The sequence below is a fragment of the Arthrobacter sp. BG3 genome (genome assembly GCF_056680185.1).
This window is the reverse complement of sequence record NZ_CM155270.1, coordinates 3,901,544-3,921,370: the sequence shown is the minus strand read 5'-3', so window position 1 is coordinate 3,921,370 and position 19,827 is coordinate 3,901,544. Positions and strand designations below refer to the sequence as shown.

At 65.4% G+C, this 19,827-nt stretch carries 18 protein-coding genes and 1 pseudogene; 9 read left to right on the top strand and 10 right to left on the bottom strand.

The genetic code is table 11. From position 1 onward, the window contains the following. The first annotated feature begins 102 nt into the window (after positions 1–102). Positions 103–762: a DNA alkylation repair protein gene (locus AC1MFL_RS17665; RefSeq protein ID WP_479815550.1), complete on the top strand. Its 660-nt coding sequence runs from the start codon at positions 103–105 to the stop codon at positions 760–762. A 66-nt stretch (positions 763–828) separates the two neighbouring features. Here the strand turns inward: AC1MFL_RS17665 and AC1MFL_RS17660 are convergent, their stop codons facing one another. From AC1MFL_RS17660 to AC1MFL_RS17645, 4 genes are all read right to left on the bottom strand, one after another. Then, complete coding sequence (locus AC1MFL_RS17660) at positions 829–1,149, bottom strand: hypothetical protein (protein WP_479811532.1); 321 nt, start codon at positions 1,147–1,149, stop codon at positions 829–831. A gap of 29 nt (positions 1,150–1,178) precedes the next feature. Beyond that, entirely contained in the window at positions 1,179–1,901 is a 723-nt protein-coding gene (locus AC1MFL_RS17655; RefSeq protein ID WP_479811530.1) for a DUF2182 domain-containing protein, read from the bottom strand. A 67-nt stretch (positions 1,902–1,968) separates the two neighbouring features. Continuing rightward, on the bottom strand, positions 1,969–2,574 hold the full coding sequence (locus tag AC1MFL_RS17650) for a DUF1326 domain-containing protein (RefSeq protein ID WP_479811528.1): 606 nt from the start codon (positions 2,572–2,574) through the stop codon (positions 1,969–1,971). 312 nt (positions 2,575–2,886) lie between these two features. After that, positions 2,887–4,023, bottom strand: coding sequence for an acyl-CoA dehydrogenase family protein (locus AC1MFL_RS17645; protein ID WP_479811526.1), 1,137 nt, complete (start codon positions 4,021–4,023; stop codon positions 2,887–2,889). A gap of 338 nt (positions 4,024–4,361) precedes the next feature. On the opposite strand from AC1MFL_RS17645, the gene AC1MFL_RS17640 reads away from it, so the two are divergent. Both AC1MFL_RS17640 and AC1MFL_RS17635 read left to right on the top strand, forming a co-directional pair. Then, positions 4,362–5,135 carry a hypothetical protein gene (locus AC1MFL_RS17640; RefSeq protein ID WP_479811524.1) on the top strand — a complete coding sequence of 258 codons (774 nt, stop codon included), beginning with the start codon at positions 4,362–4,364 and terminating at the stop codon, positions 5,133–5,135. Between the two features lie 237 nt (positions 5,136–5,372). Next, on the top strand, positions 5,373–6,695 hold the full coding sequence (locus AC1MFL_RS17635) for an alpha-amylase family glycosyl hydrolase (protein WP_479811522.1): 1,323 nt from the start codon (positions 5,373–5,375) through the stop codon (positions 6,693–6,695). Positions 6,696–6,860: 165 nt separating this feature from the next. Here the strand turns inward: AC1MFL_RS17635 and AC1MFL_RS17630 are convergent, their stop codons facing one another. The 6 genes from AC1MFL_RS17630 to AC1MFL_RS17605 form a co-directional block, all read right to left on the bottom strand. Then, positions 6,861–7,475: a carbonic anhydrase gene (locus AC1MFL_RS17630; protein ID WP_479811520.1), complete on the bottom strand. Its 615-nt coding sequence runs from the start codon at positions 7,473–7,475 to the stop codon at positions 6,861–6,863. A 108-nt stretch (positions 7,476–7,583) separates the two neighbouring features. Further along, the gene (locus AC1MFL_RS17625) at positions 7,584–7,757 is read right to left on the bottom strand and encodes a hypothetical protein (protein ID WP_479811519.1); all 174 of its coding nucleotides are present in this window, start codon (positions 7,755–7,757) and stop codon (positions 7,584–7,586) included. A gap of 296 nt (positions 7,758–8,053) precedes the next feature. Next, a complete protein-coding gene (locus AC1MFL_RS17620; RefSeq protein ID WP_479811517.1) occupies positions 8,054–8,638 on the bottom strand; it encodes an HPP family protein in 585 nt (194 codons plus the stop codon). A gap of 55 nt (positions 8,639–8,693) precedes the next feature. After that, complete coding sequence (locus AC1MFL_RS17615; protein WP_479811515.1) at positions 8,694–9,608, bottom strand: LysR family transcriptional regulator; 915 nt, start codon at positions 9,606–9,608, stop codon at positions 8,694–8,696. A gap of 119 nt (positions 9,609–9,727) precedes the next feature. Then, entirely contained in the window at positions 9,728–10,909 is a 1,182-nt protein-coding gene (locus tag AC1MFL_RS17610; RefSeq protein WP_479811513.1) for an NAD-dependent formate dehydrogenase, read from the bottom strand. 916 nt (positions 10,910–11,825) lie between these two features. Continuing rightward, positions 11,826–12,185, bottom strand: a complete 360-nt coding sequence (locus tag AC1MFL_RS17605) for a hypothetical protein (RefSeq protein WP_479811511.1) — start codon at positions 12,183–12,185, stop codon at positions 11,826–11,828. Positions 12,186–12,767: 582 nt separating this feature from the next. Between AC1MFL_RS17605 and AC1MFL_RS17600 the strand changes: the two genes are divergently transcribed. The 6 genes and pseudogenes from AC1MFL_RS17600 to nrfD all read left to right on the top strand — a co-directional run bounded on the left by AC1MFL_RS17600 (position 12,768) and on the right by nrfD (position 19,819). Then, on the top strand, positions 12,768–13,022 hold the full coding sequence (locus AC1MFL_RS17600) for a hypothetical protein (protein WP_479811509.1): 255 nt from the start codon (positions 12,768–12,770) through the stop codon (positions 13,020–13,022). A gap of 109 nt (positions 13,023–13,131) precedes the next feature. Further along, positions 13,132–13,446, top strand: a pseudogene (locus AC1MFL_RS17595) (phophatidylserine decarboxylase associated domain-containing protein); the annotation flags it as partial. A 145-nt stretch (positions 13,447–13,591) separates the two neighbouring features. Next, the gene (locus tag AC1MFL_RS17590; RefSeq protein ID WP_479811507.1) at positions 13,592–14,266 is read left to right on the top strand and encodes a phosphatidylserine decarboxylase; all 675 of its coding nucleotides are present in this window, start codon (positions 13,592–13,594) and stop codon (positions 14,264–14,266) included. 142 nt (positions 14,267–14,408) lie between these two features. Further along, positions 14,409–17,723 carry a formate dehydrogenase gene (gene fdh / locus AC1MFL_RS17585; protein ID WP_479811505.1) on the top strand — a complete coding sequence of 1,105 codons (3,315 nt, stop codon included), beginning with the start codon at positions 14,409–14,411 and terminating at the stop codon, positions 17,721–17,723. Further along, positions 17,724–18,734: a 4Fe-4S dicluster domain-containing protein gene (locus AC1MFL_RS17580; RefSeq protein WP_479811503.1), complete on the top strand. Its 1,011-nt coding sequence runs from the start codon at positions 17,724–17,726 to the stop codon at positions 18,732–18,734. It begins immediately after the preceding gene. After that, entirely contained in the window at positions 18,731–19,819 is a 1,089-nt protein-coding gene (gene nrfD, locus AC1MFL_RS17575) for an NrfD/PsrC family molybdoenzyme membrane anchor subunit (RefSeq protein ID WP_479811501.1), read from the top strand. The genes AC1MFL_RS17580 and nrfD overlap by 4 nt, the downstream gene beginning before the upstream one ends. The last annotated feature ends 8 nt before the right edge of the window (positions 19,820–19,827 follow it).

Genomic DNA, 19,827 nt, shown 5'->3' with positions numbered 1-19,827 from the left:
AAGCGCTGCCGGGCGGCCGGTCACCCGTCGTCATCGCCTAGTAGGCTCAATCCCACATCTGACTGACAGGAGGGTGCAGTGGCCGAGACTCCGACCGGGACTATGGTGGCCGAGGTGATGGCCGAGCTGGCCGCACCAGAGGACCCAAGGGCGCGAGAGGTGAACAAGAAGCACGGTGACGATCACGGCGTGAACCTCGGCCAGCTGCGCGCGCTCGCGAAGCGGCTGAAGACGCAGCACGAACTGGCATGTCGGCTCTGGGAGACGGATGACACCCCGGGGAGACTGCTGGCGATCCTGATCTGCCGGCCGAAGGCATTCGAGCGTGCCGAGCTGGACGTTATGTTGCGCGAGGCGCGGACTCCCAAGGTGCACGACTGGCTCGTGAACTACGTGGTGAAGAAGAACCCTCACGCCGAACATCTGCGCCTGGCCTGGTTCACCGATCCGGACCCGGTGGTCGCGAGTGCCGGGTGGGCCCTGACCACCGAACGCGTGGCAAAGAACCCCGAGGGTCTCGACCTGGCAGGACTGCTGGACATCATTGAAGCGGGGATAAAGGATGCCCCGGACCGCCAGCAGTGGGCGATGAACCACTGCCTGGCTCAGATCGGCATCGAGCACGCCGAGCAGCGCGCCCGAGCAATCGGGATCGGTGAGCGCCTGGAAGTACTCAAGGACTACCCGACTCCCCCGGGCTGCACGTCGCCGTTCGCGCCCGTGTGGATTAATGAGATGGTGCGCCGGCAGTCCGATCTGTAGGACGGTTCGTGTTCTGCCAGGACTTCCGCCAGCTTAGTGCTAAGCTTACTTAGTTTATCTTTCTGTCTAGAAAAAGGCAGAGAGGACAAACGCGAAACCCCCGTCAGTCATCACGACTGCCGGGGGTTTTCTGCTTTGTGGATTAGGTTCCTCCAGAATCCTGGCTGTCGGCGCTGCCGACGTCAGTTGCCCACTCACCTCCGGGTTGTCCCACACCTGGCTGCGCAGCCGTTCCAGAAAGACGGTGGCAACGTCCTTGGTGTCGAAGTCAAGGAGCACGGCCAGGATTTCTTGTCCTCCGTAGCCCGGAACACCCGGCAGACCGAGGGCCCGAGGCGGCGGCGGCAAGAGCTTGCTGCCTCGTCGTGTCTTGTCGGTAAGGGACATCGAGCCGCCGACGACCGAGAGCAGATACTTTAAGGCCAGGCGCCGAACGCCTGCATCCCGGACGACATGTACAACCCGGGCAGGAGGGCGGGATTTGCGGGGACGAAGAATGCGAAGATGATCAGCGCTGCTCCGATGAACCTGCTGAGCGCCCGCCCGCGGCTCCACGTCTTCTCCAGCAGCACGGCTGCTGCGATGATCGCCATCCAGCCCAGATTCATCACGCCCACGGCCGTCAGTACCACCATCAGTCCCCAGCAGCACCCGATGCAGTACAGTCCGTGGTAAATACCGACGCGAACATCACGCAGCCGGCCCTTGTATCCTGCGACATGGAGCAGGAAGGCTACCGGCGAGCGGCAGTGGCGGAGACAGAAATCCTTGAGTGGGGTCAGTTGGTAGATTCCGGCAGCTGCCACAACTCCGGCGCCCACCCAGGGAGCGGCTTCGGGGGCTCGCATCGCCAGCTCGGCGGCCAGCACGGCCGTTGCAAACGCGATTGCGCCGAACGCGGACCATGACAACAGGTACCCGATAACCAGCGCAACGGTACGTGCCGCCCGGCCCGGGGCGCTTCTTGTCGCATGGATGGACCGGAGGTAGACGGCCGTCAGCGGGGCCAGGGATGGCAGCATCATGGCCGCCATCATAAGCGTCCAGGCCGCGAGGAACCCGGCGAAGCCGAACCCCATCGCCCCGGGTCCCGGAGGCATGTCCCGGAACTCCAGGATGGTGAAATACCATGCGATCACCGCGCCCCCAAGCAACACCAGCAGTGCAGCGTGGTTGCGGATCCTTACATGGGCTTGCCCCGGCAATTCAGGCCGACCAGGCGAACGGTGCCGAGAAGGAGTTCTTACCGGCGTTGTCCCATGCCATCCCGAAAGCATCCACGGTGGACGTGACGGCGCGGCCGGCCGCCAGCGTGTCGGCGGGGAAACCGACTCCGCTAACCTTCACCCCGGCGCCGGTTGTATCGAGGGGAGAGACGAAGTCCTCCACTGCCATGTCCACGGCCCCGCCGATCCGGACGCTGTGCCCGAGGCCCTCATCGGCGTAGGTGATTTCGCGGGACTCGATGCCCAGCATTTCCCCGATCAACGGACCCAGACCCTCCATCGGCCCGCCCAGCTGCCCGCCGAACACCTTCCCGAGCGCTTCTGCCTGCTCCGGGGAAGCCGCTGCATCCATCAGGACCCCGACTTTCCACCCGCCCTCGCCCATCACCGCAGGCGCATCGGCCACCACGCAGACGTTGAGGCCGCCGACGTCGACGCCGTTAATCTCGCCCCGGCGGACGTGGAAAGCCAGCGCGACGTTGCAGCGGTCGTTGTCCGCAGGGAATGTCAGGCCGGAGGTCGTACAGGGGCAGACCATATCGCAATTGCAGTTTTCGAAGTATGTGCCTTCGATTCGCCATGTCATTTGAGGCTCCCTCCAAATGGAAACCCCCCATGCTCACAGTTTCCCTCCGGCCAGAGTCGGCGTCAACAAGAAATGCCGCTGTACTGCGGTGGTTGTGGCGCCGGCCGGGAGCCTCACTGGGGGCGGGTGCCAGCGCATGGGCAGGGCCCACGGCACACTCCCAAGTCCCCGGAAAATCAAGACCGTCATTCCCTAACCCGGGACCAGATCGCCACCCGCAAATGCAAAGGCGCCCGCAGCGGCCGCCCCGTGGACTTCGCCCTCCACGCAGTCCCGATCTGGCTACGCCAGTAAAGAGACACGGCCGACGGCCTAGTCCCCCACCACGATGCGCCCGACGATCATGCGCATGATCTCGTTGCTGCCCTCCAGGATCTGGTGGACGCGCAGGTCCCGGGCGATCTTCTCCAGTCCGTACTCGGAGAGGTAGCCGTAGCCCCCGTGGAGCTGGATCGCGCTGTTGGCGACGTTGAACCCGGCATCCGTGGCGACCCGTTTGGCCATGGCACAAAGCTTGACGGCGTCGGGCGCCCCGCGGTCCAGCGCGTCCGCTGCCCGCCAGAGCAGCGCCCGGGCGGTGACGAGCTCCGTTTCCATATCGGCGAGCTGGAACAGCAGGGCCTGCTGGTTGATCAGCGGACCGCCGAACGCCTGCCGATCCTTGAGGTAGGCCACCGATTTATCCAGGGCCGTTTGTCCGCCGCCCAAGGAACAGGCCCCTATATTGATGCGGCCGCCATTGAGCCCCTTCATCGCAATCCCGAAACCGCTGCCTTCCTCGCCGAGCCGGTTGGCAACCGGAACCCTGACATTGTCAAAGACCACCTGGCGGGTCGGCTGGGCGTTCCACCCCATCTTCTTCTCGTTCGCCCCGAAAGACAGGCCCGGCGTGTCCGCCGGGACGACGATGGCGGTGATGCCGCGGCTTCCGGTGTCGGCCGTGCGGGCCATCACGATGTAGTAGCTGGAGGATCCTGCCCCGGAGATGAACTGCTTGACGCCGTTGAGCACATAGTCTCCGCCGTCACGCACCGCTTTGGTGCTCAGCGCTGCAGCGTCGGAGCCGGCACCGGGCTCGGTGAGGCAGTAGCTGCCCAGCGCCCCCATGGATGCCATCTGTGGCACCCACTCGGCGCGTTGTTCATCGTTTCCGAACGAGTCGATCATCCACACCACCATGTTGTGGATGGACATGTAGGCGGCAATCGTCGGATCGGCCTTGGCCAGTTCTTCGAAGATCAGCACGGCATCACTGCGCGTCAGCCCGGAGCCGCCGAACTGCTCCCGGACGTAGATGCCGCCCATGCCCAGCGCGCCAGCCTCGCCCAGCACGTCCACCGGGAAGTGCTTGGTCTCGTCCCACTTGGCAGCGTGAGGAGCCAACGCCTCGTTGGCGAAGTCCCGCACCATCTGGACCAGTGCCTGCTGGTCCTCGTTGAGTTCAAACATGCCCAGTCCTGTCGAAGATGTGGATTGTGTCCTCAATATAGTAGGAAGACCTAGTAATTACTAGGACTTCCTGCTTCCTGATGATCCCGATAATTCGGCCGTCGGGTCCCGGCCGAAAAGCGCTGAGCCCAGAGATAGTCGAAAGCTGTTCAGGAACAAAGGCCCCGCACGTTGGACTAACGCGCAGGGCCTTTTCCGCAGTCTTGGCCAACGAAACGACCCCGCGCGCGTCTGGGTGCGGCGTCGTTTCGTTTTTCGAAGGGCTCACAGGGAGGACTGCGGACGGGCCGACGGTCGACGTCCGTCGAGTGTCTGTGGAGACCGGTAACCTCGTCATCATGACTGAAAGCCCGCAACTGGTGAACCGAGCACGCGATTGGATCGCAAGAGCACGTTCATTTCACTACCAGCAGCTCAACAGGCACCGCAGGGTGATGCGGCTCGGAAAGACCCGCCTGACGTTCACCACCGGCCAGGCCATAACCAACTGGAGCGCCTTTTTTGTTGCCGGGTCGACGGGCTCAGCAGGCCTACCAGACTGGGCTGTCTTGGGTGTTTTGCTCGGGGGCTTCCTCGGAGGCAAGTACGTGTTCCCCGTCCCGGACAGCAGTCTCGCCAGCCGGAGAGGCCCTGCCGACGTAGTCAGTCAAAGCGCTATGGAACTCGACAGCATGACCCCAGAGGAAATCCGGGTTTACGAGAACAACATGGTTCTAAAGCACCGGCTCAAGGGCCCCGGAGGGCTTGGGGTCGCACAGGCGCTGCAGCGCCAGAAAGAGGCCACCCGGACAGCGGAGGAGGCGGCTGGCATGGCCACCGCAAGCCTAACCGGGCTGTCATTAGTTGATGCTCAGGCCTTCAGCGCCGCTGCTGCACAGCATGAGCGTCTCAGGGGCCGGTGGCTGGCCTACGAGGTTGACCCGCACCTCCAGTTCGACTTTCCAGCCATGTCCGACACTGCTTTCCCTGCCACCGCGGCCATGATCAGGGCAATGCGGGAAGCCGAACAGGCAAAATCAGACGGCCATGCGGCGAATTACCAATCCGCTGTGGCGGCATTCGGCAAGGCCCTGACGGCAGCCGAGGCTGCCGCCGGAGTTCCCCGGAAATAGGTCACCGGACTGTCGAATCCCGGCTAGGCGCGCATGCAGCCCCTTGGAGTCAACAATGTCGCCGCCGAGTCAGCTCTTTCCTCCCAAGGACTGGCCCCTTTCGGCCTGCAATCCAGCAGCCCCACACCGCGCGGCCGCCTCCCGGTCGATATAGGCTGGACGGGACGCCGGCCCCGCCCGGGCCAGCCCGCCGGCCCTCCCTGGCCGGCCGGAAACGGACGGAAGGGCATCATCGCCATGAACGAACCTGACTGGGTCCAACACGCCATCTGGTGGCACGTCTATCCCCTCGGTTTCGTCGGCGCGGAGAAGACCGGAACGGCGGAACCCGCCGCCGAGCACCGTTTGCTGGACCTTGTCCCATGGCTCGACTACGCGGTAGAGCTCGGGGCGTCGGGCCTCGCCCTTGGCCCCATCTTCGAATCGGAGACGCACGGCTACGACACCACGGATTACTTTCGGATCGATCCCCGGCTCGGATCCGAGCAGGACTTCGACACCCTGGTGGCCGAGGCGCACCGCCGCGGGTTGCGCATACTCCTCGACGGCGTCTTCAACCACACCGGGCGTTCCTTCGCGCCGTTCCAGGAGGTCCTTGCCCGCGGGCGGACGGCGGACACCGCCTCCTGGTTCTCGCTGGAGTGGCCCGACGGTGACGCGGCCGGCGTCGAACCGACGTATCGCGACTTCGAGGGCCACCACCACCTCGTGGCGCTCAACCATGAGGAGCCGGCGGTCGCCGACTTCGTGGTGGACGTCATGGAGCACTGGCTGCACCGTGGTGCGGACGGTTGGCGACTCGACGCCGCCTATGCCGTGCCGTCGTCGTTCTGGGCCGCAGTGACAGCGCGCGTCCGGTCATCCCATCCTGACGCGTACTTTGTGGGCGAATACATCCACGGCGACTACGCAGCGGAGGTCCGGTCCGGCGGACTCGATTCCGCCACGCAATACGAGCTCTGGAAGGCTGTCTGGAGTTCCCTCAACGACGGGAACTTTTACGAACTCGCAGCCGCCTTCGAACGACACAACGCGCTCCTGGCCTCCTACGTACCGCTCACCTTCATCGGTAACCACGACGTCACGCGCATCGCGAGCAAGCTCACCGATGCAGCGCTCGTGCCGCACGCCGTCGTCGTCCTGCTCACAGTCGGCGGAACGCCGTCCATCTACTACGGCGACGAGCAGGGCTACCGGGGCGTCAAGGAGGACAGGGCAGGGGGAGACGACGACGTGAGGCCGCTCTTCCCGTCCACCCCCGACCAGCTCTCGGCGCTTGGAGGACCCATCTTCGCCGTGCACCAGGAGCTCATCGGGGTGCGGAGACGGAACCCGTGGCTGCACCGAGCAACCACGGAAGTCCTCCAGCTCGCCAATGAGGTGCTTGTGTACCGCGTCGCGCTCGACGGTGATGCACTCGTGGTCGCACTGAACCTCTCGCATGAGACCCAGCGGGTCAGCTCGGCAGGGGCCACCTCGTTGCTCGCCGGCCAAGCGGCACTGGATGTCGGTGCGAACGCTGTCATGGTCCCGCCGCGGGGGTGGGCCGTCCTCGGCTAAGGCGGACACGAGGACGGACACACTCGATTACCAAGTCGTATTTATTCGCTCACCAGTCACTTTCCTACAGGTTCCATGGATCCTATTTAGCCTCAAATTTGGATTCTCCCAATTTAGTCGCCGCCTTGGAGGGCGCCCTGTCAAGCACAGCGCCGGCTTGCCGGGCTAGAAGAGTCCGGGCTCCGAGACGAGCTGCGCGCGGCCTTCTTCCAGTCGGTACGCGACGGCGATCGCGGCAGTGGAGGAATCCTTCACCGCGGCGGAGATCACCTGGGAGCTTTCCAGCAGCCGGTCCACGGTCTGCCTGGCGTGCTCGACGACCATGTCGTTGACCTCAGTCTTGTCCTCGTGCAGAGAGGCCAGCACGGATGGCGTGATGCGTTCGACGAGGTCCCGGATGAAGCGAGGCGGCATCTCTCCGGTTTCCACCGCCTCTTTCGTGGCGGCGACGGCGCCGCAGTTGTCGTGGCCAAGGACGACGATGAGCGGGACGTTGAGGACCGAGACGCTGAACTCAAGCGATCCGAGAACGGCGTCGTCGAGCACATGCCCGGCGGTGCGGACCACGAAGGCGTCGCCGAGTCCGAGGTCAAAGATGATTTCTGCGGCGAGCCGGGAATCCGAGCAGCCAAAGATGACCGCAAAGGGGTTCTGTGTGTTCACCAGCTCGCTTCGCCTCGCGGCACCCTGGTTAGGGTGGTGGGCCTCTTCAGAGACGAAACGTTCGTTGCCTTCAAGCAGGCGCTGCCATGCTTGGGCCGGGCTGATGCTGTTAGTCACCCTACTTACCTTACGGGAGCGTCCACGCGTGGACGGAAAGCCCGGGCGAGCAGGAACTCACCCAGACCGGATAGTGGTCGGAAATGCGCCAGGACACTTCGCTGCCGCTCAGGCCGCGGAAGACGTGCGAAGGTTCCGGCCCCGCTGCCCGCAGGTCAGGCCCTGCAGCAGGGGGGTGCCGTCGGGCTGGGAGAACCACGCCATCTGCTCGTGGAGGTGCCTGGTTTTGTCGTCGTCGAAGATGGTCCGTGGCAGCGCCGTTGGCGGCGGCTGCTCAGTCATGTCTCCATGCAAGCAGGCCCACGTCGGGATAGAGGAAAGGCGCGGCCCCCTCCTGCTGACATCGCCTCTCAGCCATGCGGCTTCGATTCCTCTTAGGCTGACGGCCAGGGACCCTATTAGCCCTGAATACACCCGCCGCCAGGCCGCCATCACCGAACTCTTCAAGGCCCACGACCTGCTCGTCGTAATGGACCACGGGGCGCCCGAGGACGAGTACGACTCCGAGAGGCCGCGATCGCCGGGCGACACAGGGACGGGGCGGATGGCTCACAGGATTAGCGGCGCCGTCAATGCGTCTACATTGCGGCGCGAGCCCGGAGCAGCACCCGGTACAGCAGGGCGCACGCCGTCAGAATAAGCGAACCCGCCAAGATCGGTGTCAGCAGGTAGCCCCACCCCTCGTGGGCCAACAGGATTGCGATAGGGGTACCACCGGCCGGCGGGTGGATGATGCGCAGCGCGGCCATTGCCGCCATGGCCGCGCCGACGGCCAGGCCCAGGCTCCACCACGCGGTGGGAAGGAAAGCATGCGCAACGACGCCGCACAGCGCCGAGACCATGTGGCCACCGACCACGTTGATGGGTTGCGACAGCGGTGCCTCCGGCAAGAGGAAGACCAAGACGCAGGACGAGCCGAACGCTGCGATGAGAATGGGCGTGCCGACCGCGTCCCCGGTGAGCGACAGCACCGTAATGGTCAGCGCTCCGGCAAGCGCTGCCATCAGAATCGCAGACCAGGGCGCGCGCGGCTGCGTCGGCGTCACCAGGCGCCGGACAAAGGCCCAGGTGCGGGCCCGGGTCGTTACCTGGACCGGGGAGGACAGCGCAGCGGACCGTATTCCCGTCTCTGTCTTCTGGGGAGGGGTATCGACGTGGGACATGATAGGGGACCTTTCAGATCGCGATGGGGCACCGGCCCCGGCAATCCCGGTCCGGCTACATATGTGTTGAAGATGGACGCGGCCGGGCCACCACGGCCCGTGCGGCGTCGTCCAGTGCGCGCATGAGCGCCGGCACCGGTTTGGTGGCCAGTCGCACTACGGACAAAGGCGTGGAGATCCGGGGCTCCGTCAGCGGCAGGACGTGAATCGAAGGGTCCTTTCGCCGGGTGGCTACGGCGGACTCGGGCACCACCACGGCCCACATCCCGGACCCCACGAGCCCTAGCAGCGCCTCGATGGAGTCCGCTTCAGCGGAGGGCCGCACATCCAGGCCGGCTTCCCGCCACGCTTCATCGGCAAGCTGCCGCGCCCGCATCCCCGGTGCCAAGAGCCCCAGCTGCACGGAAGCCAGCATCGAGCCGCTCACGGCATCCAACGCCTCGTCGAACATTCCCGGCGAGGCAACCACGACACTGGTAGCGTCCGGCAGGCCCGCCGCCACCAGGTCCGGGCCATCCGCGGCCGAGGGGTGAATGATCCCGGCATCCAGGTCGAAAGCCCGTAACCGTGCCACGACGTCCTCGCTGCTCAGGCCGGTCCGCACCGTCGAGCGCACCAATGGATGGGCCTCCGTTAGCGCCGACACCACTTGCGTGGCGGCAGCGATCCCCGACGGGATCGTGCCGATCCGCGCAGTGCCGGTGAGCTTCCCGCGGGCCGCGGAGAGCTCCTCGGTCAGCGCGGCCTGGTCCGCCACGACGCGCCGCGCCCACGGCAGAGCCAGCTCCCCCTCGGCGGTGAGCCCCTCGTATGCGTGTCCGCGCCGCACCAGCGGCACCCCGAGCTCTACCTCCAGTTTGCGCACGGACTCCGAGAGTGTCGACGGCGAGACGAAGCAGGCCGCGGCCGCCCGCCCAAAGTGCGCCTCGCGCGCCAGAGCCACGAAGTACTCGAGCTGGGTCAGGAGCATGACATCCCGTCTGTTAGGTGGCGTGGCCCCGGGACCGTATTACCGGTGTCCGGGCGTCTGGCCGCCGGTTGAGCGGTGCCGGCCGCCGCAGTGAGCGGCAAGCGGCCTCCGCATCGACCCTACCGGGCCGGCTCCGCCTGCTTGGCGTAGGAATGCGCTCCGGTACCGGCGTAGGTACCGCCTTCGACGATGAGATACTCAGTGCGGATGGCGCGCCCCGCGAAGAAGTCCTCGAGGATCTCGCGCGTGCCGGCAGCGTACTTGGCCTGCGCGGGCAGGGACGTGCCGGAGGTGTGCGTGGTCATCGCATTGTGCGGCATGGTGCGCCACGGGTGGTCAGCCGGGGCCGGCTGGGGCGCCCACACGTCGCCGGCGTAACCGGCCAGCTGGCCGGACTCCAGGGCGTTGACGATCGCGTCGCGGTCCGCGATGGCACCGCGGGCCGGGTTCACGATGTAAGCGCCGCGGCGCATGGTGGACAGCAGCGCCGCGTCCAGGAGACCTGCGGTCTCACCAGTCAGCGGTGCGTGCACGGTGAGGACATCGATGTTCTTGACGAGGCCCTCGATGTTCTCGTGGAACACCAGGTTGTACTTCTCCTCGTATTCCGCGGGCAGCCGGAAGCGATCCGTGTAATGCAGGTGCACGCCGAACGGCGCCAGGCGCTCGATCACGGCGCGACCGATACGCCCGGCGGCGAAGATGCCCACGTCCATGCCTTCAAGGTCATAGGAGCGCTCCACCGCCTCGGCAATGTTCCAGCCGCCCTCCACCGCGATCTGGTGCTGGCGCACGAAGTCGCGGACAAGGACCAGCACCTGCATGACCGTGTGCTCGGCGACGGCGAGGCTGTTGGAGTAGGTGACCTCGGCGACCGTGATGCCGTGCTCATTGGCGGCTTTGAGGTCAACGTGGTCGCTGCCGATGCCGGCGGTGATGGCGATCTTGAGGTTCTTGGCCCTCTCGATGCGCTCCGGGGTGAGGTATGCGGGCCAGAAGGGCTGGGAAATGATGACGTCGGCGTCGACCAGCTCGCGGTCGAAATCAGAGTCAGCGCCGTCCTTGTCGCTGATAACAACGAGTTCGTGGCCAGCGGCCTCGAGATACGTGCGCAGGCCCAGCTCGCCGGAAACCGATCCCAGCAGCTCGCCTGGTGTGAAGTCGATGGCTTCGGGTGTGGGGAGCGTCTGGCCGTTCGGGTAGTCGGTCAACGCAGGGACAGTGTCCCGTGCATAGTCTTTCGGGGAGGTGGGGTAGCCGTTCACGGGATCCGGGTAGAGGACGAGCAAAACCTTGGCCATGACACTTCTTTCGTTTTCACCGCGCGACGATCACGCTGTGTTTTCACACTATGACCGCACTTGTTCGGCGTCCATGAGGCACCTTCGACCAGCCGTTCGGCTAAACCGAATGATCAGCTCCGCCCAGAAGGGGGCAGGCGGCCCCTGCAGCGGACCTGTAGGACGTCGCGCGCGGCTTCGTGCAGCATTGACCGCCAGCCCAGGGACCGAAGTCTCCGAATTGTCCGGAATTCATCGGAAGTGGACACTGATCAGGAGGATGGCAAGCAGCGACAGGACGTCAGGGCCAGGACGGCGATACGAATGCTCTCCGGTGATCTGTGCTCGGGGTCGGGTCGGCGGGGTTGTAGGCCACCTCCACGGTGGACCCGGGCGCCGGGCGGTTGGTGCAGGAGACCTCTGACTCCCCGGCGAAACCAGGGGTGAAGGATGCGCCGTGAACCACTCGTAGTCGTCGAATGCGGTGAACCAGGGCTTCGGCAGGCCCTTGAGCTTTCGTAGCTTCCGCCCCCTCCATTCGGAAGCGAGGTTTAAGTAGCCCTGGACGGCTCCGAGGCCTAAGATCAGGCCGAAAAGCGGGAAGACCAAGGACATCGCCGGGAGCTTGAACACAGCAGCGTCTGAATCCTGGCCCATCATCCTGAGACTCGTCCCCCTGCCATGGACTCAAGGGAGGAGCTCCAGCAGGCGGTGTCCCACCTCCGGGCCCACCGCCCGGAAAAGGCCTCTCCCTAACTCTGCAATTGCGCCGCTCACCACCCTCACCGGGATCACCTTCCGGCGTCAGGGGCCGCCGGTGATCCTCAGATACGGGATCCTATCGGACACCGCGGGGGTCCGTTCGCCTGGGGTCCTGGACGGCAGTGTCCTGTCAGCCCGGCGGGACTTTCAGGACGTCCACCGGCTCACCGGCTGTTCAGGCAGTCCGGACAGGCGCAGATGAAACTGCGGACTCCTGGCTGGCCGCGGAAGCCGGTTCGACGTTGGTCCTGGCGAGGAGCGCGGCAACGACTTCGGCGACGAGGTCTTCCTTGTCGCGTTTCTCCGCATCCTCCATCTGGGCCACTTCAACCCGGGCGGCCTGCCATGCAGACCAGTGGCCCGAGACGAGCGCCCAGAGGGAGAGCGCCGAGACGTACATGACCGAGTCCAGCCAGCCCATCATGAGCGAGATGGGAATCATCAGGATCCAGAGAACAGCGAGCCAGCCATTGACCCTCCGCATGAAAACCGGATCACCCTGCACCATCGACCAAAGGCTCTTTACCGGTCCCACGTTTATTCTCCTCAAAAAGTAGGCGGGACAGCCCCGCCGACGGGACTTTAGCCCCGCTCTCTGGGAGAATCCTGAGCGCCGGGAACGTTTGCCACGAGGAATGCGCGTTGCTTGCCCGTTTCCATGTTGGCCGGCATCGACAGGCTGGCGGTCGATCTCACCTGAGCCGAAGGAGAGCAGAGGTGGACGCCCCATCCAGCCCTTAGTGGGGATGGGTCAAAGGCGCTCCGCGCTGGGCCCGGCAGGGATCCCCTGGCACCCGAAGGGCCGCTCCGGGAGGAAATCGGTTTCGCCGGGAAGCCAATCTTCTGGTGTGGCGGGTTCCGAGTCTCGCCCCGTGTCTCGCACCGGTCCGCACGGCGTGTCGTGGTGCCGGGCTACCTTCCCCTGTGCCTCCCAACACACACGTGGGACCTGTCCGCATTCGGGGTAGTGCCTCTCCCCCGGCCTGGCCTGTCGAACAGGCGCGGCACGGCGGTTGGGCTGAACTGGACAGCGTGGTCTCGCTGGCCTAAATTCAACTTTGGCAACGGGTGATGACCTGCTGCATCCTGGCGATGCACACGGCATAAAGGAACAGACATGAACGCGCATTTTGACCGGTTCCTGACAGAGGCATTGACCAGCGACCGGGAAACCGACGGCGGCCTGGCCAAGGAAGAGCTGTACGGCCTGTACACCAGCTGGTGCCTGATAAATGAAATCAAGCCGTACCCCGCCGAGGACCTTTGGGCGGCCCTTGCCGGACACCGGATCAAGCCTGAGGACAACACTCTCGCCATGTCCGGGGCCGCCGCGTTGGATTACATAGTGAGCAGCTCCCCGGACCTGGTGTAGGCACGATCAAGAGCCGGTAATTCTGCAATTCTCGGGCGCAACTTCCGCGGATATGCCGCCTGTGGAGTTCCAGGAACTGATTGCCAGCGATCCGGTCGTCCGTCTCTAAATGACGGAGATGATCGAGCAGGTTCCGAAGTCGAAGCCCTACCGCAAACGGCATCTCACGAGCGTTGACCAGATGCTCCGGCTGATCAACGAGGTCCTCACGATGGCCCCGGAGTTCAGCGAAGGCGGCATGGTCACCACACCGTTGACGGCGATCCTCGATTGGACCATGGGTACCGAGGCCGGGTTCGCTGCCCACCGCGATCCGCGGATCGTCGCCATGTTCCGCAAGATTCTGGACGCCTGGTGCGTGTTCCTGACCAGAGAGGAGTCGCTGTACGTCTTAAACGACTCGCCGTCCGGGTGGATGTCGGAGACAGCGCGGCAGGTCGTCGGGATGGACGGCTACCAACACGACGCCCTCGCTGAACACTGGGGCTTTACATCGTGGAACGATTTCTTCGCCCGCCGGCTCACCTCGACCTCCAGACCCGTCGCTGCACCCGGCGACGACAAAGTCATTGTCAGCGCCTGCGAGTCGACCCCCTACAAGATCAGCTCCGACGTCCAACGCCAGAGCCGGTTCTGGGTCAAGAACCAGCCCTCCCTACTCACTCGAGGACCTGCTGGCCCGGGACGAGTCAGTGGATCACTTTGTCGGCGGAACGGTGTACCAGGCGTTCCTGAGCGCATTGAACTATCACCGCTGGCACGCGCCCGTCGCCGGCACGATCGTGCGGGCCTACCTCAAGGACGGCACGTACTTCTCCGAGGCGGAGTCCGAGGGGGCCGACGCCGTCGAGCCGACCCTCTCGCAATCATATTTGGCCCACGTCGCGGCCCGGGCCATCATCCTGATCCAGGCCGACGACCCCGTGATCGGCCTCATGGCAGTGATCCCCGTGGGCATGATCGAGGTCTCCTCCTGCGTCATCAATCCGGAGATCGTCCCTGGCCGCCACGTGAAGAAGGGCGATGAGCTGGGGTACTTCCAGTTCGGTGGCTCAACAGAATGCCTCGTCTTCCAGCCCGGTGTCATCGACCAATTCGCCCTGACCGCTATCCCCCACCGCAGGACCCGAAAGCACCCCTCGTGCGGGTTCGGTCCAAGCTTGCAACCGCCAGGTCCTGAGGCTGACCGAACGGGATTTCTGTGGGAAGCCTCCCGCCGCCCGGTACTCATGAAGAAGCCCTAGGAGGCTGCTGAACAACGCGGTAGTGGGGCGGACGGAGCGTCACCAATGGCATACCTGCGCGGCGACGTCGAAGGCGACGGGCAGCATGGTGAGCTGCATCAACACTCTGTCGTTGGCGCCCCGGATTGTGTAGGCTCCTGCCATGGCTCGGCGCAGTTTTCTTCAGTGGCCGGTCGTCCGGCAGTTCAGTACGGGCGACCTGCTGGGCCGCGGCCCGGCAGTAACCTCCCCGCGGACGAGGGACATCACCCCGAGGACGGCCACCGCAGACCGCGTCGTGCAGAGCGTGTGCCCGTATTGTGCCGTGGGCTGTGGGCAGCGGGTCTACGTCAAGGACGAAAATGTCGTTCAGATCGAAGGCGATCCCGATTCGCCTATTTCCCGCGGCCGGTTGTGCCCCAAGGGCTCTGCGAGCGAGCAGTTAGTCAACTCGCCGGGCCGGCAGACCGGCGTGCTCTACCGTGCGCCACGCTCCACCCAGTGGCAGCATCTGGATCTCGAAACTGCCGTCGACATGGTGGCGGACCGCTTCGTCGATTCCCGCCGCAGGACGTGGCAACAGGAAGACGAACAAGGCCGGCTGCTTCGCCGCACGATGGGCATAGCCTCACTGGGCGGGGCAACCCTGGACAACGAAGAGAACTACCTGATCAAGAAACTCTTCACGGCTGCCGGAGCAGTGCAGATCGAGAACCAAGCACGTATTTGACACTCTTCCACGGTTCCCAGTTTGGGAGCCTCGTTTGGACGCGGTGGTGCAACGCAATCACTGCAAGACATGGCCAACGCCGACTGCATCATCATTCAGGGTTCCAACATGGCCGAATGCCATCCTGTGGGATTTCAGTGGGTTGCGGAGGCCAAGGCCCGCGGAGCCAAGGTCATCCACGTCGATCCCAGATTCACGCGCACCTCGGCCGTCGCGGACAAGCACATTCCCATCCGGGCCGGCTCTGACGTTGTGCTCCTAGGCGCGCTGATTAATTACGTCCTCACGCACGACCTGTGGTTCAAGGAGTACGTGAGCGCGTACACCAACGCGGCCACGCTGGTTCATGCCGACTACCGCGACGCCGAGGATCTGGGCGGACTGTTCTCCGGCTACGATCCGGAGACGGGAGCGTACGATACGGCGTCATGGTCGTACGCGGAACAGGGCGAAGGCACCATCGGCGAGCCCGGGGCAGGCACCGAGCACGGTTCCCATGCGTCGGATCGTGCCGCGGGAGACCAGTTCGGCAGCGGCGGTCCTGCCCTGGAACACGCCCAGGTGCAGCGTGACGATACCCTGCAGGACCCCCGGACCGTTTTCCAGATCCTCAAGCGGCACTACGCCCGTTACACCCCGGAGATGGTGCAGGACATGTGTGGCATCGATGTCGCGGACTTTGAGTATCTGGCCCACGCCATCACGGAAAACTCGGGCCGGGAACGGACGACGTGCTTTGCCTACGCTGTCGGCTGGACCCAGCACTCACTCGGAGCGCAGTTCATCCGGGCCGCCGCCATCCTGCAACTCCTGCTCGGCAACGTGGGCCGCCCGGGCGGCGGGATCATGGCCCTGCGCGGGCATGCAAGCATCCAAGGTTCCACGGACATCCCGACCCTGTTCAACCTGCTGCCCGGGTACCTGCCAATGCCCAGCGCCGGGCGCCATGACACCTTCAGCGAATACCTGGATGCGATCGCGTCGAAGAAGCAGAAGGGCTTCTGGGCGGACGCCGACTCCTACACCATCAGCCTGCTGAAGGCCTGGTGGGGCGAGGCCGCGACCGCGGAGAACGACTGGGCCTACGACTACCTTCCCAGGCTGACCGGAGCGCACGGCACGTACCAGACGGTGATGGACATGCTCGAGGACAAGGTGGAGGGCTACTTCCTGCTCGGACAGAACCCCGCCGTGGGCTCCTCCAACGGCCGCATGCAACGCCTGGGCATGTCGCACTTGAAATGGCTGGTGGTGCGCGACCTGAATCTCATCGAGTCGGCGACCTGGTGGAAGGACGGCCCGGAGATCGAATCGGGGGAACTGCGCACGGAAGACATCGAGACCGAGGTGTTCTTCCTGCCTGCAGCCACCCACGTGGAAAAGGCCGGCTCGTTCACGCAGACCCAACGGCTGCTGCAGTGGCGGCACCAGGCGGTGGCACCGCCTGGTGAGTGCCAAAGTGAATTGCAGTTCTTCTTCGAGCTGGGCCAGCGGATCCGCGAAAAACTGGCGGGTTCGGAGGACGAACGCGACCGTCCGCTGCTCGACCTCACCTGGGATTACCCCACCGACGAACACGGCGAGCCCGACGGCGAGGCGGTGCTGGCCGAGATCAACGGCCGCCACCTCAGTGGCCCGGACGCGGGCAAACCGCTCTCCGCATATACGGAGCTGCGCGCCGACGGCTCCACGTCGGCAGGCTGCTGGATCTACACCGGCGTGTACGCCGACGGCAAAAACCATGCCGCCAACCGGAAACCGGGCCAGGAGCAGGGACCTGCCGCTTCGGAATGGGGCTGGGCGTGGCCGGCCAACCGCCGGATCCTCTACAACCGGGCGTCGGCCGACCCTGCCGGTAAACCGTGGAGCGAGCGGAAGAAATACATCTGGTGGGACCAGGAGCAGGGACGGTGGGTCGGAGACGACGTGCCCGACTTCCCGGTTGACCGTGCTCCGGGCAGCCAACCCGACCCCGATCTCGGCGGTCCGGCCGCCCTGGCCGGAGATGACCCCTTCATCATGCAGGCAGATGGCAAGGGCTGGTTGTTCGCGCCGAAGGGCGTCGTCGACGGACCCCTTCCCACCCACTACGAACCGCAGGAATCGCCGGTGGCCAATGGCCTTTACCCGCAACAGCAAAATCCGGCCCGGCTGGTGTACCCCCGCGCGGACAACCTCAGTGCACCAAGCGCCGGTACCAGTGGCTCGGACGTTTATCCCTACGTCTTCACCACCTACCGGCTCACCGAACACCACACTGCCGGCGGAATGAGCCGCTGGTTGCCCTACCTCTCGGAGCTGCAGCCGGAAATGTTCTGCGAGGTCTCTCCCGAGCTGGCCGCTGAGCGCGGACTCGAGCCCTACGGGTGGGCCACGATCATTTCGGCCCGCTCCGCCATCGAGGCGAAGGTGCTGGTCACCGAACGGATGAGGCCCCTGGCCGTCGGCGGCCACACCGTCCATCAGATCGGGTTGCCCTACCATTGGGGCGTCGGAGCGGATGCCGTCGTCAGCGGTGACGCGGCCAATGACCTCTTGGGCGTGACGCTGGACCCCAACGTCCAGATCCAGGAATCCAAGGCCGCTTCCTGTGACATCCGCCCGGGCCGCCGGCCGCGCGGGGCGGAGCTCCTTGACCTGGTTGCTGAGTACCAGGCGCGGGCCGGAGCGACGACCGAGACCGGAAACCGACTCGTTACCGATCCGGGCGGTAGCGTTCCGGATACCGACTCGACGTTGGAGGATTAGATGGGCCAGCTGTCCGGACCGACCGACCCCGCCGCCGACGCCCGGTGGGAGCATCAGCAGCCGCGCAAGGGGTTCTTCACAGACACCTCCATCTGCATCGGCTGCAAGGCCTGCGAAGTGGCCTGCAAGGAATGGAACCACAACCCCCAAGACGGGAACCTGGAGCTGCTGGGATCCTCCTATGACAACACCGGAGGGCTCGGCGCCAGCACCTGGCGGCATGTCGCCTTCGTTGAACAGGGCCAGGAACGCATTACCGAGGCGCGGGAGTCCGGGCGCGCGCTCGTCAACCTCGGCATGCCCCGCATCGGCCCTCCCCCGACTGCAGCGTCCACCGGGCCGGACCTGGCGAATGTGGATACGACGCCGCCGGACACGGCAGACTTCCGTTGGTTGATGTCCTCCGATGTCTGCAAGCACTGCACGCACGCCGGGTGCCTGGATGTCTGCCCGACCGGAGCGCTTTTCCGCACGGAGTTCGGCACTGTGGTGGTCCAGGACGATGTGTGCAACGGCTGCGGAACATGCGTCGCCGGGTGTCCGTTCGGCGTGATTGAGCGCCGCAGTGACGGCATGGTGGCGGTGGCAGCCCAGCGGGAGGAGCAGCACGCCAAGCATCCCGCCGTCCCCAACGTCGGCGTCGCCCAGAAGTGCACGCTGTGCTACGACCGCATGGTCAACGATGAGACGCCCGCTTGCGCCAAAGCCTGCCCGACGACATCCATCAAATTCGGCAACCACGACGACATGGTGGAGACGGCCCGGGAACGGGTGGTCTCGCTGCACGAGCAGGGGCTCACGGAAGCCAGGCTCTATGGTGCGAACGAACTCGACGGCGTCGGCGGAACCGGAGCGGTCTTCCTCCTGCTCGACGAACCGGAAGTGTACGGACTTCCGCCGGATCCGAGAGTGCCCACAGCCGATCTGCCGCAGATGTACCGTCGGGCCGGTATGGCCGTCGCCGGCATGGTCGCCGCTGCGGCGCTGGCTTTCCTGGGAGGGCGCGCGTGACCCACTCTGAGTTCGACAGCTTTCGGCCGCCCGAGCCTGCCCGCCGCCGCCGGCCTGGCGGCAAGCGCGGCCCCGGCCGCCGCGACGGCGGTGACGGTTCCCGTGAAATGCCTATGGTCCCGGAGCCGGAATTCACCTCGTACTACGGCCGTCCGGTGGTCAAGCCGGCACCCTGGACCGAAGATGTGGCCGCCTACCTGTTCCTTGGCGGCGTCGCAGCCGGTTCCGCGCTGCTGGGTCTCGGCGGCCAGCTGACCGGGCGGCCGACGCTGCGCCGGAATGCCCGGCTGAGTGCCCTGACGGCGGCGAGCTTGGGCACTGTTGCCCTGTTGAAGGATCTGGGCAGGCCGGAGCGCTTCCTGAACATGCTGCGGACCATCAAGCTGACCTCACCGATGAGTGTGGGCTCGTGGATCCTGAGCGCGTTCAGCGTCGGTGCGGCCGTCTCGGCGGCAGCGGAAGTCGATCGGATGACCGGGGCGCGGTTGCCGCTGGGTCCGTTGCGGAACTTGCTTCAAGCGGTCGAGGGACCGGCGGGCTTCGAGGCCGCGCTTTTCGCCGGACCGCTGGCGGCGTACACGGCGGTCCTGCTCGGTGACACGGCGACACCGACCTGGAACGCCGCGCACGAGGAATTGCCATTCGTTTTCGTGAGTTCCGCGGCCCTCGCTTCTGCCGGGCTCGCGATGATCACGACTCCGGTACAGGAGGCGGGTCCGGCCCGAAAACTTGCCGTGCTGGGCGTGATGGGTGACGTGGTTGCCATGCGGGTGATGGAGCACCGGATGGACCCGGTGGTGGCCGAGCCCCTGCACCAGGGCAAGGCAGGTGTCATGCTGAAATGGAGCGAGCGGCTGGCGGCTGCCGGCGGACTGGGGACACTGCTGGGCGGACGCAACCGGGCGGTGGCCGCAGCTTCGGGGCTGGCACTGCTGGCCGCCTCGGCGCTGACCCGGTTCGGCGTGTTCGAGGCCGGCCTTTCCTCGGCCAGGGACCCGCGTTACACGATCGAACCGCAGAAGAACCGTCTCGCCGCCCGCCGCGCCGCCGGCATCACCGGAGATTCGATCACTACGGCCGGCTGACGGGCGTC

Bases quoted from the DNA above. Each gene is read 5' to 3' on its own strand.
- AC1MFL_RS17665 (WP_479815550.1), top strand. From the start codon at position 103: ATGGTGGCCGAGGTGATGGCCGAGCTGGCCGCACCAGAGGACCCAAGG.
- AC1MFL_RS17660 (WP_479811532.1), bottom strand. From the start codon at position 1,149: ATGTCCCTTACCGACAAGACACGACGAGGCAGCAAGCTCTTGCCGCCG.
- AC1MFL_RS17650 (WP_479811528.1), bottom strand. From the start codon at position 2,574: ATGACATGGCGAATCGAAGGCACATACTTCGAAAACTGCAATTGCGAT.
- AC1MFL_RS17645 (WP_479811526.1), bottom strand. From the start codon at position 4,023: ATGTTTGAACTCAACGAGGACCAGCAGGCACTGGTCCAGATGGTGCGG.
- AC1MFL_RS17640 (WP_479811524.1), top strand. From the start codon at position 4,362: ATGACTGAAAGCCCGCAACTGGTGAACCGAGCACGCGATTGGATCGCA.
- AC1MFL_RS17635 (WP_479811522.1), top strand. From the start codon at position 5,373: ATGAACGAACCTGACTGGGTCCAACACGCCATCTGGTGGCACGTCTAT.
- AC1MFL_RS17625 (WP_479811519.1), bottom strand. From the start codon at position 7,757: ATGACTGAGCAGCCGCCGCCAACGGCGCTGCCACGGACCATCTTCGAC.
- AC1MFL_RS17620 (WP_479811517.1), bottom strand. From the start codon at position 8,638: ATGTCCCACGTCGATACCCCTCCCCAGAAGACAGAGACGGGAATACGG.
- AC1MFL_RS17615 (WP_479811515.1), bottom strand. From the start codon at position 9,608: ATGCTCCTGACCCAGCTCGAGTACTTCGTGGCTCTGGCGCGCGAGGCG.
- AC1MFL_RS17610 (WP_479811513.1), bottom strand. From the start codon at position 10,909: ATGGCCAAGGTTTTGCTCGTCCTCTACCCGGATCCCGTGAACGGCTAC.
- AC1MFL_RS17600 (WP_479811509.1), top strand. From the start codon at position 12,768: ATGAACGCGCATTTTGACCGGTTCCTGACAGAGGCATTGACCAGCGAC.
- AC1MFL_RS17580 (WP_479811503.1), top strand. From the start codon at position 17,724: ATGGGCCAGCTGTCCGGACCGACCGACCCCGCCGCCGACGCCCGGTGG.